Annotated in this window: 8 protein-coding genes; 5 read left to right on the top strand and 3 right to left on the bottom strand. The window is 59.2% G+C overall.

The window, feature by feature from the left end; genetic code table 11:
• Positions 1–201: 201 nt before the first annotated feature.
• Together ISS99_RS20335 and lhpH are read right to left on the bottom strand one after the other, a co-directional pair.
• Positions 202–1944, bottom strand: a complete 1743-nt coding sequence (locus ISS99_RS20335; RefSeq protein ID WP_204633429.1) for a S53 family peptidase — start codon at positions 1942–1944, stop codon at positions 202–204.
• Between the two features lie 173 nt (positions 1945–2117).
• Positions 2118–3125, bottom strand: coding sequence for a trans-3-hydroxy-L-proline dehydratase (gene lhpH, locus ISS99_RS20330; RefSeq protein WP_204633428.1), 1008 nt, complete (start codon positions 3123–3125; stop codon positions 2118–2120).
• 119 nt (positions 3126–3244) lie between these two features.
• Here lhpH and ISS99_RS20325 point away from each other — a divergent pair, with 119 nt between their 5' ends.
• Positions 3245–3982 (top strand): FadR/GntR family transcriptional regulator, encoded by a 738-nt coding sequence (locus ISS99_RS20325; protein ID WP_204633427.1) that lies wholly within the window; start codon positions 3245–3247, stop codon positions 3980–3982.
• A 352-nt stretch (positions 3983–4334) separates the two neighbouring features.
• On the top strand, positions 4335–5531 hold the full coding sequence (locus ISS99_RS20320; RefSeq protein WP_204633426.1) for a glycoside hydrolase family 27 protein: 1197 nt from the start codon (positions 4335–4337) through the stop codon (positions 5529–5531).
• Between the two features lie 67 nt (positions 5532–5598).
• Here ISS99_RS20320 and ISS99_RS20315 read toward each other — a convergent pair whose 3' ends face one another.
• The gene (locus tag ISS99_RS20315) at positions 5599–6834 is read right to left on the bottom strand and encodes a dicarboxylate/amino acid:cation symporter (RefSeq protein WP_204633425.1); all 1236 of its coding nucleotides are present in this window, start codon (positions 6832–6834) and stop codon (positions 5599–5601) included.
• A 425-nt stretch (positions 6835–7259) separates the two neighbouring features.
• Between ISS99_RS20315 and ISS99_RS20310 the strand changes: the two genes are divergently transcribed.
• The 3 genes from ISS99_RS20310 to ISS99_RS20300 all read left to right on the top strand — a co-directional run bounded on the left by ISS99_RS20310 (position 7260) and on the right by ISS99_RS20300 (position 14280).
• The gene (locus ISS99_RS20310) at positions 7260–10745 is read left to right on the top strand and encodes a methylmalonyl-CoA mutase family protein (RefSeq protein WP_204633424.1); all 3486 of its coding nucleotides are present in this window, start codon (positions 7260–7262) and stop codon (positions 10743–10745) included.
• Positions 10746–11342: 597 nt separating this feature from the next.
• Complete coding sequence (locus ISS99_RS20305; RefSeq protein WP_204633423.1) at positions 11343–12149, top strand: FRG domain-containing protein; 807 nt, start codon at positions 11343–11345, stop codon at positions 12147–12149.
• Between the two features lie 178 nt (positions 12150–12327).
• Complete coding sequence (locus tag ISS99_RS20300; RefSeq protein ID WP_204633422.1) at positions 12328–14280, top strand: S9 family peptidase; 1953 nt, start codon at positions 12328–12330, stop codon at positions 14278–14280.
• The last annotated feature ends 360 nt before the right edge of the window (positions 14281–14640 follow it).

Below are 14640 nucleotides of genomic sequence, written 5' to 3'. Positions count from 1 at the left end.
GCAGCGTAACCCAACGGTTTGCAAGTGAGAAAAAGAGAAGAGAGAAGCAAGAACGAGCCAGAATGCTGCCTTGCCGCGTTCTCAATACTCACTCCTCGTCACTCACCTCTGAATGGTTGGATTACCCCCGGATCAAGTCCGGGGTAACCCAACCTACGAATCGGAACGCCCCTCTTCCATTCGAAGAGGGGCGTTGCAGTTTTACCGCTGAAGCTGCAACCCCGTCGCAAGCGAACCTGCATTCCACGAACCCCATCCGGAAGCCTGGTTGAACTGCCCCGGGACCACGGAATAAGCTCCGTTGCTGCCACCGGTCAGCAGGTTGTAGCAGCTGACGCAATCGGTGTTGGTGTGATTGACCTGGCCCACGCCGAGCTCGTAGAAATTTTGCTGCCAGAAATACGGCGGGATGCCACTTTGCAGCAATCTTGCATACGTGCCGGCTAGTAGCGGTGCGGCGAGACTGGTGCCGCCGTAGACGGCCCATTCCGTTTGATAGGTACCGGTGCTGTCATAGCCGCCGGTGACGATCCACAAACCGGAATTCGGGTCGCCATCCATCACGAAGTCCGGCGTGCCGCGCATGCTGCCTACGATGTTGGAAACCACGTTTTGATAAGCCGGGCGCGGCTCGGTCGCAGCCGGTCCGCTTTCGCTACCGGTCCACAAGGTTTCGTGATCGTAGGTGGAGTAGGAGTCCACCGTATTGAAAAGTGTGGACGCACCCACCGAAACGACATACGGCGAACTGGCCGGAAAGCCGGTGGAACTCTGGTTGTTCGAGCATCCCGGATAGCCACCGTCGTCCTGCGTGACGGCGAACACTGTGATGCCCTTGGCGACCGCCGCCGAAAGTTCCTGATCCCAGCTGGTGCGCAAATCCTGGCCGATATCCGAATCGCAGCTGGCGGCGAACGAAAGAGAAATGGTCGAGCGGTTGTCGTTGATCGCGGCCGTCACCGCAGTCAGTTCGTCATCGAGATTGGTCGACGGTGCCGAGTAAAACGCGATGTTCTGCAATCCGCCGGTCATGGTGGCGACCGCATCCACGTCGAGCGCGGCCTCCGTCTGCGCCTCGTAATCGCCGGGCGTATAGCCGGTGGGGTAGGTCACATTGAGCGGAATGAACGGAAAGCCGTAATTGCTGGCCCAGGTCTGATACAGATAATTGGTGTTGCTTTGATCGCCCACGCCGATCACCGCCACCACCTGATTGCTCGCCGGTGCGAGGTTGCTGGCGCCGTACAGCGAAGGAAAGTCGGTAGGGCCGTGCACGCATTCGCGGCAGGCCACCACGCCCTCCGTCGACTCCGCACCCGGCGCGCCCTTGCCCTTCCAGGTGAGTTTGCCCTTGGTGCTGGCGGCAACCTTCGCTGCCGACGTGCCGCGCTCGGCGTAGGAGCGCAAGCCATGCACCGCGCCGATCACATCGCTCAGGCTGGAAGGAATACTCACCGGATCGGCATTCGCCACACCAGACCGCTTGCCGCGATGCAGGCTGTAAAGGCGTGTCTTGAAAGCGGACTGCACATTGGCCGATGTACCCACGGCCGTGACGATCACATTGTCCTTGGAGATATAAATCTGATCGAAGCCGTTGGCGTGCAGAAAGTCGGAAACGCGTTGCGCATCGGCACGAGTGGGCAGGTAGCGATTGGCCAGATCGCTGTCCGACAACGGATTTCGCTGGTGCGTTCGCACGGCTTCAGCGATCTGCTGCAGTTCGGCCGGGTTGTGCATTTTCAGCACGACGTTCACGCGAACCGGCGCACTCGAACCCATCAACGTCGCTTGATCGCCAGCTTGAAGCGCGACGGCTTCGTTCAACGTCACCTTGGATGCAGGTGATGCCTGCGCGGCAAACGCAGTATCCACTACGCCGATGCTTGCCAGTCCCCAACAGGCAAGCGCCAATCCTTTCGAAAGCATTGCGGGTCGTAACATGATCTACCCTCCCAATGTCTGGATGTGTGACGAACCGGGTCGCGAAACGACGGTTCGTTCGCTCAATGGCGTTATCGCCAGCACAAAAGCTGGCGTTCTCCAGTGTGGGAAGCGTGGCGGCTCAGGTCTTGAGGAAAATTTCGTCGGAGAGATGACGATGTCGGCACAAATCGTCAGCGCACCAGAAATCCGTGGGTCAGGGGATCGCGCTCGTCGATCAGCCACTGGGCGAAACCGCAGACGTATGCGTCGCCTTCGATTTCCGGAATCACGGCATCGAACCGGTCGAGCGTGGTTTGCTCCAGCACGCGGCCGCGAAAGATCGTGCCGATAATGGACTCATTCACCAGTGTGTCCTGCCGCGCCAGTTCGCCGCGCAAGAACAACTGCGCCACGCGGCCGGCGGTGCCGGAGCCGGTGGGGGAGCGATCCACTTCGCGGTCGGCGAACACGCAACAGTTGGCCTGTGTGGAACCGGCGTGGCGCGGCGCGTTGTCGATAATCGTCCCGTAGATGTGGTTGATCTCGGGAATCTGCGGGTGCACGACCTTGTACATCGCGTTGGCGGCGCGCTTTACCTCGTCGCCGAATTGGGTAAGCCGATCCACCTCGGTCTCGCGGATCGACAGCCCGAATGGCCGGCCCGACGCATAAAAATAGAAGGCGCCGCCGAACGCGATGTCGCCGCGCACTTCGCCAAAGGACGGCGTTTGCACCACGGCATCGCGCTGCCAGATGAAAGAGGGCACGTTGACGAAATGTACACGCCCGGCGTGCTCGCCGTTCCATTGCACGAATGCTTCGATAAAGCCGCATGGTGCGTCGATGCCGACGCGCGTTTCCGGCTTGCTGCGCTCGACCCAGCCCAGCTCCACCGCCGCCGTGGCCAGCGCAATCACGCCGTGGCCGCAATGATCGCTATAGCCTTCGTTGTGCATGAAGATCACGCCGAGGTCGGCGCCTTCGCTGACGGGCTCGGTCAGGTAGCCGCCGTACATGTGCGCGTGGCCGCGTGGCTCCAGCATCAGGGCGCGGCGCAAGTGGTCGGCGTGTTCTTTCAGCCAGGCGCGGCGTTCCACGATGCTGCGACCCAAAGGCTTGGGCCAGCCGCTGGTGACGATGCGAAACGCCTCGCCGGCGGCATGCACTTCCACGGTGTCGATGAAACGATCCGGCTTCATCCTTCCCCCTTGCTGGCGCGCGAGTGGGCTGAAATGTAGGCCACCACACAGTGACAATCAAACGGATCGCTATACTCGCCGAGCGAGTAGTCGCCAATAAAAGCCGATGGGAGGCGTGCATGGCCAAGAACGAGGCAGTCTTCGGCGGGTCCTTTCGTCCCAAGCAAGTCTATGAGCAGGTTGCCGAGCGCATTCGCGGCAATATCCGCAACGGCCAGTTCAATGCCGACGAACGGCTGCCGTCGGAACGCGAGCTGGCCTCCCGCTTCCGCGTAGGGCGGCCGGCGGTGCGCGAGGCCATCGGCGCATTGCAGAACCAGGGCCTGGTGGTCACGCACCGCGACGCCGGCACGTATGTCAGCGGCGATGCGCTGCAGTTGCTGTCGCTGGCCGCGACGATCGGCGACATCGAGGCCGACCCCGATTTCAGCCCCGGCTCCACGCTGGATCTTCGCCTGATTCTGGAGCCTGCCATTGCCCGGCGCGCGGCGCAGCGCGCGAAACCGGATGCGCTGGCCGAGCATTATCTGGCCCGCATGGAATCGATCGACGACATTGCCGATCTCGAACAATGTGCGCTGTGGAACGACAGCGACCGCATGTTTCATCGCCAGCTTGCCGTGATGACCGGCGATCCGCTGCTGGTGAAAATCGCCGACGTGGTCGCCAAGACCATGGATCAGCCGCTGTGGAAGCGCCTGAAAGACGAAGGCATCTATGAGGCCAAGCGCGTGCGGCTGTATGTGTCCGAACATCGGCTGATCTACGAGGCCATCGTCTGCGGCGATCCGGATGCGGCGGCGATGTACGTGGAGCAGCACATCAAGCGAGTCGGGCGGGACGTGGTGCCGCGTTGACCATCGACGCCGCATTTCTCTGTTTCCTGGTGCGGCAAAAAAAGGGCCCCTCCCGTTGCCGGAGAGGGGCGAGTTCACTCGGGAATCGATTGCTCGCATCGAACGTTTCGTCTGTCGCCGTGCACGTAACCATCTTCGTTCACCATGGCGAGAGGCCGCTTGATCAAAAAAAGCGGCGAGCGATGCGCATGTCTGCACAACTGAAAAATTGTGTGGAAATTGCGTTGGAAATGGGCCAAGAATGCTTGCGCTGGCGTGACGCGAAGTGATTATCGGCGTCGCCACCGATGCCGAAGAAGGCATCGATACATCGCCACGCCCACCTGTGTCCACACTCATAACGAGGTTGTCCATGCGCTTTTCGTGCATCGTCTTAGCTGTACTTCTCACGATTTCCGGCACCGCGAATGCCGAAACGCCCGTGGCCAAAACGCCGCCGATGGGTTGGAATAGCTGGAATTTCTTCGCTGAAAAAGTCACTGATGCCGACGTGCGCGCGGCGGCCGACGCCATGGTGACCAGCGGCATGCGCGATGCCGGCTATGTCTACGTGAATATCGACGACGGCTGGCAGGGCGAGCGCGACGCGAAGGGTGTCATCCACCCCAACGCACGCTTTCCCGACATGAAGGCACTGGCCGACTACGTGCATAGCAAGGGCCTGAAGCTTGGCATCTACAGCTCGCCGGGCCCGAAAACCTGTGCAGGTTTCGCCGGCTCGCTTGGGCACGAAAAGCAGGACGCGCAGACGTACGCCGACTGGGGCGTGGATTACCTCAAATACGATCTTTGCAGCTACGGCGACGTGATGAAGGAAAAAGCGCCGAACGATCCGGAAGCACAGATGCGCTTGATGGAAGGCGCCTACCGAACCATGCGCGAGGCCTTGAACACGGTCCATCGGCCGATCGTCTACTCCCTGTGCCAGTACGGCATGGATGCGGTATGGGAGTGGGCTTCCGATGCTAGCGTCGGCGGCAACCTGTGGCGCACCACTGGCGATATCTCACCGGACTGGGATCGCATCTATACGCTTGCCTCGCAGCAAGCCGGGCTTGCCAAATACTCGCGCCCTGGCCACTGGAACGATCCGGACATGCTGGAAGTCGGCAACGGCCATCTCACCGCCGCGGAAAACCGCTCGCACTTCAGCTGGTGGGCGATGCTTGCCGCACCGCTGCTGGCCGGTAACGATCTGGCGCACATGACACCGGCTGTGCGCGACATTCTCACCCGCCGCGAAGTGATCGCAATCGACCAGGATGCGCTAGGCAAGCAGGCCACCCGCGCCTATGCCGACGGTGAAGTGGAAGTGTGGACGCGTCCCTTGCAGGGCGGTGCGCTGGCGGTGGCGGTATTCAACGTTGGTGGAACGCGTCATGCCGGCACGCATCCGTTCCATCTGGATCTTTCCAAACTGGGCCTGCACGGCACGCAGCAAGGCGAGGATCTGTGGACGGGCAAGGCGGTGACGCTGCAGGATCATCAAGCCATCGCACTGCATTCGCACGACGTCCTGCTGGTGCGCATTCCTTCGCCGAAAGTGTGAGTCCATCACACGAAATGGCCGTGCTGGTACCAGCACGGCCATTCACTCTGCAAAGCGCTAGACACCGTCAGGCGCTTTGGTAGCACTTCTCATCCAAAGCGCCTTCGGATTTCGCCACCATCACTGCCGTAACCGTATCGCCGGTGACATTGGTGGTGGTGGCCAGCATGTCCAGCAGGCGATCCACCGCGGCGATCACCGTGATCACTTCCAGCGGCAAACCAACCGACGACAACACCAGGCCCATCACCACCAGCGCCGCACCCGGAACACCCGCTGCACCGATCGAGACCAGCGTGGTGGTCACCACCACCATCACCAATTGCGACAGCGACAGCTCGATGCCATAAGCGTTGCTGGCAAAGATCACCACCGAACCCAGATACACCGCCAGGCCGGCCATATTTACCGTGGAGCCCAGCGGCAGCACGAAGCTGGCCACGCGCTTGTCCACACCCAGGCGTTGCTGCGTGGTTTCCAGGTTCAGCGGTAGCGTGGCGGCACTGCTCGCCGACGAGTAGGCAAACAGCTGCACCGGCAAGGCCTTGCGCAGGAACGGCAGCGGATTGATGCGAAACGCCAGCAACATCAGGCTGCACACCACCACGATAAAGAACAGCATCACCGCATACGCCACGCCCACCAGTGCACCCAAGTGCCCCAGCACCGAGAAACCGTGGTCCGCGGTGACGTGAGCCATCAGGCCGAACACGCCGAACGGGGCAAACTTCAGCACCATGCCGATCAACTTGAACACCACCGCCGACATGCTGTCGAAAAGCTTGCGCACCGGCGCCGCCGCGTTACCGGTGAAATTGATCGCCAGGCCAAACAGAATCGCAAACACGATCGTTGGCAACAGCGCGCCATCGGCAAATGCCTTGAACGGGTTGGAAGGAATGGCGCTGAGCAGCGCATCCTTGATGGTGGTGGAACCGCTCGCCACTTCCGCGCCCGTACCGACCGTGAGATGCAAGCCGCTGCCGACCTGAAAGAAGCTCGCCGCCCCCATCGCCAGCACCGCCATGATCGCCATCGACACCATGTAGATGGCAATCGACTTCCACGCGATACGCCGCATGGCGGCCAGATCGGTCAGCGAACTGATGCCGCACACCACCGACACAAACACCAGCGGCACCACGCACATGCGGATCAGCGACATGAACACGTCGCCCAGCGGTTGCAGCATCTTGGCCGGCTCGCCAATGAAGTGCCCGGCAGCCATCCCGAGAATCATGGCAATAAGAATTTGTTGCCACATCGCAATACGCGACAGGCGGAATCGCTTGGCGGAAGTCATGGGCTCGTCCCCGTCTGGATAGGTCCAGGGCGAGCATGCGGCAGCGTGGCGGCCTTGCCGGACAATCTCAACGGATTCTAGGGACGCACTGAAATTTTCGTTACGCCATCTGCGCTCTCCTCCCTCTCCCCTCCGGGGAGAGGGCCGGGGTGAGGGGCCAAGGCTTGCGAAAAGTATGTCCGTGCACGACGTGCGCGCTCTTTTTCCAACCACCGCACCAACGCAACGCCGCGCAAGAGTGCCCCCTCACCCCAACCCTCTCCCCGCAGGGGAGAGGGAGAAAATCTCCCCAGAGCGAAGAGCAAGAAAAACCCGCACCGTTAAAAATTCCTCATTAAGAACAACCCCCTAGCCACCACCCCAAGCGCCCGCCCCCCAACCCCACTAGAATAGGAAGATTCCACGCACACGTTGTCGGAGTCCCCATGAGTTCCCCCGCCAAGCACGTCCCTGCCAGCGCAGCGCAGGCCGAAACCACTCCCCTGCGTTTCGTCACTGCCGCCAGCCTGTTCGACGGCCACGATGCAGCCATCAATATCATGCGCCGCATCATTCAATCGCAGGGCGCGGAAGTCATTCATCTGGGCCACAACCGCTCGGTGGAAGACGTGGTGCGTGCTGCACTGCAAGAAGACGCCGACGCCATCGCGCTGTCCTCCTACCAGGGCGGCCACGTCGAATACTTCAAGTACATGGTGGACATGCTCAAGGAGAAGGGCGCCCCGCACATCCGCGTGTTCGGCGGTGGCGGTGGCACCATCACTCCGGAGGAAATCCGCGAACTGCAAGCCTATGGCGTGGAGCGCATCTACCACCCCAACGACGGCATGAAGCTCGGCCTCACCGAGATGATCGAAGACGTGATGAACCGCGCCGGCGGCGCTGCCGCCAAGCGCGAGCAGACTGACGCCGTGCCCGCCACCGTCGATATCAACGACGAGATCAGCATCGGCCACATGCTCTCCGCCATCGAGGAAGGCAAGCTCGCCGAAGTCGAACTCGCCCGCCTGCGCAAAGAGTGGTCGCTGGCCGGCAAGCAGACTCCCGTGCTCGGCATGACCGGCACCGGCGGCGCCGGTAAATCCTCCGTGGTGGACGAACTGCTGCTGCGCTTCCTGCACGCCTTCCCGCACATGCGCATCGCCGTGCTCGCCGTCGACCCGACGCGCCGCCGCAGCGGTGGTGCCTTGCTCGGCGACCGCATCCGCATGAATGCGCTGCGCAGCCATCGCGTGTATATGCGCTCCATGGCCACGCGCCGCCAGCACGCCGCCACCAACGAAGTGCTGCACGACTGCATCAACTTCCTCAAGAGCCAGCCCTACGACCTGGTGATCGTGGAAACCGCCGGTATCGGCCAGAGCGATTCGGAAATCGTCGACCTGGTCGACTTCCCCGTCTACGTGATGACCAGCGACTACGGCGCCGCCAGCCAGCTCGAAAAAATCGACATGCTCGATTTCGCCGAACTGGTGGTGCTCAACAAATTCGACAAGCGCGGCGCCGAAGACGCCCTGCGCGACGTGCGCAAACAGTGGAAGCGCAACCGCACCGCCTTCACCATGAAAGACGAAGACGTGCCGGTGTACCCCACCATCGCCAGCCAGTTCAACGATCCGGGCGTCACCTGGATGTTCACCAACCTGTGCCGCCTGATGCGCGACAAGCTCACCGGCAAGAGCGAGCACGGCATCGAAGGCGAACACTGCAACTGGCAGCCCAACCTCGACATCACCCTCAAAGAGCCGCGCGCCACCGTGCTGATCCCCGGCGCCCGCGTGCGCTACCTCGCCGAAATCGCTGAGCAGGGCAGGGGCATCAACACCGGCATCGAGCGCGAAGCCGAATTCGCCAGCAAGGCGCAGCATTACTACGAATCGCTGAAAGAACTGGGCGACGACAAGCTGCCGCGCGCACTGGAACGCTACGACCACGATTCCACTCACGACACCAGCACCGACCGCACTCTGCTGGTGCTGCGCCAGCGCTACAACGCCGCCCTGCGCGAACTCAGCAGCGAAGCCGTGCACCTGCTGCGCGACTGGCCCAAGCTGTACAAGTCCGTCACCGACGAGGTGAACGAATACAAGGTGCGCGACAAAGTCATTCGCGTGGAAAACTACCGCGAATCGCTCAGCCACCAGAAAATCCCGAAGGTCGCGCCGCCCAAGACCAAGAACTGGGGCGACCAGCTGCGCTTCCTTATGCGCGAAAACCTTCCCGGCCATTACCCCTACACCGGTGGCGTGTACCCGTACCGCCGCAGCGGTGAAGATCCCACCCGCATGTTCGCGGGCGAAGGCACGCCCGAGCGCACCAACCGCCGCTTCCATTACCTCAGTCAGGGCGGCGCCGCCACGCGTCTTTCCACCGCGTTCGACTCCGTCACCCTGTACGGCGAAGATCCCGCACCGCGCCCGGACATCTACGGCAAGATCGGCAACTCCGGCGTCAACGTCGCCACCCTCGACGACATGAAGAAGCTGTACTCCGGCTTTGACCTCAGCGCGGCGAGCAGCTCCGTCTCCATGACCATCAACGGTCCCGCGCCGATCATCCTCGCGATGTACATGAACACCGCGATCGATCAGAACGTGGAGAAATACCTCAAGGAAGATCCCGCCCGCTGGACCGCCGCGCAAAAGCGCATGGGCGAACTTTTCGCCGGCAAGGCGCGCCCGCAATATTCCGGCGACCTGCCCAAGGGCAACGAAGGCCTCGGCCTCGGCCTGCTCGGCGTCACCGGCGACCAACTGGTGGATGCCGACACCTACGCGCGCATCAAAGAGGAAACCCTGCAAACCGTGCGCGGCACCGTGCAGGCCGACATCCTCAAGGAAGACCAGGCGCAGAACACCTGCATCTTCAGCACTGAATTCGCGCTGCGCATGATGGGCGACATCCAGCAATACTTCGTCGACCACAAGGTGCGCAACTTCTATTCGGTCTCCATCTCCGGCTACCACATCGCCGAAGCCGGCGCCAACCCGATCAGCCAGCTCGCCTTTACGCTATCCAATGGCTTCACCATCGTTGAGTATTACCTCGCGCGCGGCATGAATATCGACGACTTCGCGCCGAACCTCAGCTTCTTCTTCTCCAACGGCATGGACCCGGAATACACCGTGATCGGCCGCGTCGCTCGCCGCATCTGGGCCCGCGCCATGCGCGAGCGCTACGGTGCCAGCGCCCGCAGCCAGATGATGAAGTACCACATCCAGACCTCCGGCCGCTCCCTGCACGCGCAGGAAATCCAGTTCAACGACATCCGCACGACGCTCCAGGCGTTGTACGCCCTGTTCGACAACTGCAACAGTCTGCACACCAACGCCTACGACGAAGCCATCACCACGCCCACCGAAGAAAGCGTGCGCCGCGCCGTAGCCATCCAGATGATCATCAACAAAGAGCTCGGCCTCAACTTCAACGAAAACCCCTGGCAGGGCAGCCACGTGGTCGACGCCCTGACCGATATCGTGGAAGAGGCGGTGTACAAGGAATTCGAAGCCATCAGCGAGCGCGGCGGCGTACTCGGCGCCATGGACACCATGTACCAGCGCGGCAAGATTCAAGAAGAATCGATGTACTACGAACACAAAAAGCACGACGGCAGCCTGCCCTTGATCGGCGTCAACACCTTCCTGCCCAAAGACCACGGCGGCGAAATCGCCACCGAGATCGAACTGATCCGTTCCACGGAAGAAGAGAAGGGCCAGCAGATCGAAAACGTGAAGGCGTTCGGCAAAGCCCGCAACAGCCTGGCGCCGGAAAGCCTCAAGACGCTACAGAACACCGCGCGCGAGCGGAAGAATGTGTTCGAGCAGTTGATGGAGGCGGTGAAGTACAACTCGTTGGGGCAGATCAGTCATGCCCTGTATGACGTGGGTGGGGAATATCGTCGCAACATGTAACAAACTCCGTTACAAAATGCCCTCTCCCCTCTGGGGAGAGGGTTGGTGTGAGGTGTTGTTCGGAGCGACAAATCTACACTCCTCTCAGCCGCTTCATTTCATTGCAAGCAGAGTGAGGTAGGCCAGCAGGTCTACCATCACCAAACCTTCACGCCACTCATCACACTCCCTTGCTAGCATCAGGTCCGGGAATCCGGTTCTAGCAGAAGAACAGGGGGAGAAATGAACACGTTTCTGGTCATGGCGGCAAGCGCCATGTCGTTTGTTGCGTGTGCTCAGGCGAAGACTGGGCTTCTAACTGGGACATGGTTGGCCTCGGGTTGACTGGCTTACGCGCCAAGCCAAGTAGTGGTGTGCTCGGAGCACTCTAGTTCCGGATGGGCCTGCCGGCTTGGTACTTTGCATATACGCGTTTTTTAGCGGCCGCCTTTTTTCCTGTGTTTGCTGTCGGTTGCAATAAATTGAATAGTCTTTCGGGAAATGATGCGATTACTTGAAAACGTCCAGAGTGGGCTGGAAAGAGGTTGTGAGCGCTTAATTTTATTCAATGAATCATCTATTCAACTTCGATATGTTTCATCAAAAGGTGGGTAAGGGATGAGAGCAAAAAACGCGAAAAAAATATCCACAATTGCGGAATATATCGATGCGATCGGTGACATCTCGGATCAAATTAATTTGGCCCCAGATAGCATCTGGTTCCGCGGCATGATGAATGGGCAGTATCATTTAACGCCAGGTGCCTTTAGGAAAAAAAAGAAAGGGTCCGAAATCGATGAAGAGTCGATTACAGATGAATTTCTCGTAAGTTTGCCGATGTATGGCGGGACTAAATTTTCTGGCTCTTGGGAAATTTATAGTCTTATGCAGCATCACGGATTGCCGACAAGGCTCCTTGATTGGAGTAAGTCACCGCTTGTCGCATTATTCTTTGCTCTTGATTTTGAAGAGAAGAAAGTGAGTTCGGACCTATCGCCGGTTGTTTGGGTTCTGAATGCCTATAAGGTAAATGAATTAGTTCACAATGATCCTAGAATCTTTATCCCCAAGATGGGATATGGGCCGCCGGAGGTAGAAAAGCTTGTTGGATCTTATTTGCCAGATACGCTGCGGCCAACCTCGTCGTTTGATGGCACTAAGAGACCGAGTGGACCAATCTCCATAGAGCCGACGTTTTCTAATCCACGGTTAATTGCTCAATCTGGTTGCTTCACCGTGCATGGCTCGGATTCCATTCCCTTAAACCAGGTCCCCGGTATGGATGCACATTTATATCGCATAGATATAAAGCCAGTGGCAACGCCTAAGCTTAGGGATGATCTAGAGCGGCTGGGTTATCGAGCTGATTTGATATATCCGGATCTTGATCATCTTTGTCGTCGAATTGTTTCAATTCGATCCTAAGTGGACTTTGAGAAAATAAGAGGAGAGCAGGGCCGGGTTCGCTAAATCGCAGCGACGGCCTATGCAAAGTGGGCTTGACCCCGTTTTTTGCATTTGGGTGGGGTGATACACAGTGGCGATTATTTTCCCACATAGGTAATCTGTAGTTCAGGGACACGGAGCATCAGGGGGATGCACGATGAAACGGTTTTGGCTGGCCTGCTTGCTGGTCTCGGTGGCGTTTGCCTGTATGGCGGATGGTGCGCCGAAAACCATGGATTATTTTCAGCGCGCCGAGTACGAGCGTGTGGCGATATCGCCGGATGGGGCGCTTCTCGCGATTGTGCATCGGGAAGATGACAGCACGCAGGTCACCGTCGTGCGACGCGCGGACATGCAGGTAGTTGCGCAAATCGGACCGGGAAGTCGTGGTGAGATTGGGGATTTGTCGTGGTTGGGCTCCGACCATCTGGTGCTTTCAGCCAACCGCGATTCGGAAAGGTATCACCAGCCGATCTCAGACCCGTGGACTTACCTGGTGGATATTCATGCGAAGCATCCACAGACGTTGGATTCCAACTTTTTCGGCACGGTAAGCGGCGACGAACATCATTTTCTTGTCCGCGAGTGCAAAGACTTCATGGATGGCGAGTGTCGCTTCAGTGTGAAGCGCTATGACATCGACCATCTGATGAGCAAACCCGATGAGCTGGGCGAAGCGCCTATTGGCGATGCCTCCTTGATGGTTGATCACACCGGCACGGTCCGCATCGCTTGGGCGTGGAGCAAAACAGCGCGAAGCCAGCTCTACGTGCGTGACGACAGTGGTAAATGGACCTCCATTAACGATAGCGACGCCACGCACGTCGAGGAGATTCCGCTTGGCATTTCCAGGGACAACAAACTGGCGTTTCTGCAGCGCGAACGCACCGATGCCCCAGATATCATCGAAAGCTACGATTTTGCGAGCGGCAAGCGAACCGAGCTGTTGAGCGATCCGGTCTCCGATCCGCTTCACGTCATCTATTCCATGGACGGGAAGGAGCCGATCGGCGCCTGGTTTGGTCCTGGCGTACCACGGGCGCGTTACTGGGCCCCGAGCAGCGAAGACGCCAAGTGGCACAGTGCGCTGGTGAAGGCCTTCCCGAACACGGTGGTCGACGTAGTAAGCAGCACCGCCAATGGTTCGACCCTCATCGTGTATGCGTACAGCGACCGGGATGAAGGCTCCTGGTATCTGCTGGATCGCGTAGCGAACAAAGCCACACTGCTATTTCATTCCCGGCCGTGGCTGGACGCTACGGCGATGGCCGCGATGGAGCCTTTCCAGCTGAAAGCGAGAGACGGGCTGCCCTTGCATGGATTTCTTTCGCGCGCTCATGGCACAACGGGTCCGGCACCCATGGTGGTTATTGTCCACGGCGGCCCGTACTACATCGCAGACGACTGGATGTTCGACGGTGAAACCCAGTTCCTGGCCGCGCATGGATACAGCGTGCTGCACGTGAATTTCCGCGGCTCGGCGAATTTCGGCCAAAGGTTCATGAAAATCGGTTACCACCAGTGGGGGCGCGGCATGGTGAATGACATCACCGACGCAACGCAGTGGGCCATTGCGCAGGGCGTGGCGGATCCCAAACGCATTTGCATCTACGGTGGGAGTTACGGCGGCTACGCTGCGCTGATGAGCGCTGCACGCGAGCCCACGCTGTACCGCTGCGCCATCGGATTGGCTGGACCCTATGACTTGAGCAAACTCTACCGCTGGGGTGACATCCATCGCAGCGATTACGGCGAGTATTACCTCAATATAGTGCTTGGTTTGGATAAAGCAGCACTGCTTGCCGATTCACCCGTTTCGCACGCGTCGGACATCACCATTCCCGTTCTGCTCGTGCATGGTCAGCAGGATGAGCGCGTACCGATTCAATACGCAAAGGCAATGCAGTCGGCGCTGAAAAAGTCAGGGCATCCGGCGCAATTCGTGAGTTATGACTGGGAAGGGCATGGGCTCGTGGACCCCGCAGACCAGCTGGATTTCTATACGCGGATGCTTACGTTCTTGTCCAGCAATATCGGGCCTGGAACAGACAACGCAGGCAGTGGAGCAGTGGCGGCTAGCGGCGATGTCAAAGGTGCTGGCGGAAATTGAGTGAAAAAAAGTCAGAGTGCATTTATTTCTGAGAGTGCACTTTGGCCCCTTGTCTTACATCATTCACAATCCCCTTCTGCGTTGGACATCACTTGTTCTAAATCATCGTGAGCGTCCTTTACATTATTAAAATTACTATCACAGCTATCCGAGGGATCATATGTGGATGCGCACCTGACTAATTCCATTGCTGCACCCCTCAATTCTTGTTCTGCGTCTTGAATAGCTGCACACTTCCTAGAGACATGTGCTTGCGACTGAGTTATCAGGGTGCAGGGTAGAAGAATTAAGAGTAGGACAACAATAGGACGTTGAAACTGAGTCATACATGCCCCAGCTTAGCCACGTGAAATTGAAGTT

The organism is Dyella mobilis, assembly GCF_016904945.1.
Lineage (GTDB): Bacteria > Pseudomonadota > Gammaproteobacteria > Xanthomonadales > Rhodanobacteraceae > Dyella_B > Dyella_B mobilis.
Note: the sequence above shows the minus strand (reverse complement) of the source record. Positions and strands in the feature narration are given on the sequence as shown.

Bases quoted from the DNA above. Each gene is read 5' to 3' on its own strand.
- ISS99_RS20300 (WP_204633422.1), top strand. From the start codon at position 12,328: ATGAAACGGTTTTGGCTGGCCTGCTTGCTGGTCTCGGTGGCGTTTGCC.
- ISS99_RS20335 (WP_204633429.1), bottom strand. From the start codon at position 1,944: ATGTTACGACCCGCAATGCTTTCGAAAGGATTGGCGCTTGCCTGTTGG.
- lhpH (WP_204633428.1), bottom strand. From the start codon at position 3,125: ATGAAGCCGGATCGTTTCATCGACACCGTGGAAGTGCATGCCGCCGGC.
- ISS99_RS20320 (WP_204633426.1), top strand. From the start codon at position 4,335: ATGCGCTTTTCGTGCATCGTCTTAGCTGTACTTCTCACGATTTCCGGC.
- ISS99_RS20315 (WP_204633425.1), bottom strand. From the start codon at position 6,834: ATGACTTCCGCCAAGCGATTCCGCCTGTCGCGTATTGCGATGTGGCAA.
- ISS99_RS20325 (WP_204633427.1), top strand. From the start codon at position 3,245: ATGGCCAAGAACGAGGCAGTCTTCGGCGGGTCCTTTCGTCCCAAGCAA.
- ISS99_RS20310 (WP_204633424.1), top strand. From the start codon at position 7,260: ATGAGTTCCCCCGCCAAGCACGTCCCTGCCAGCGCAGCGCAGGCCGAA.
- ISS99_RS20305 (WP_204633423.1), top strand. From the start codon at position 11,343: ATGAGAGCAAAAAACGCGAAAAAAATATCCACAATTGCGGAATATATC.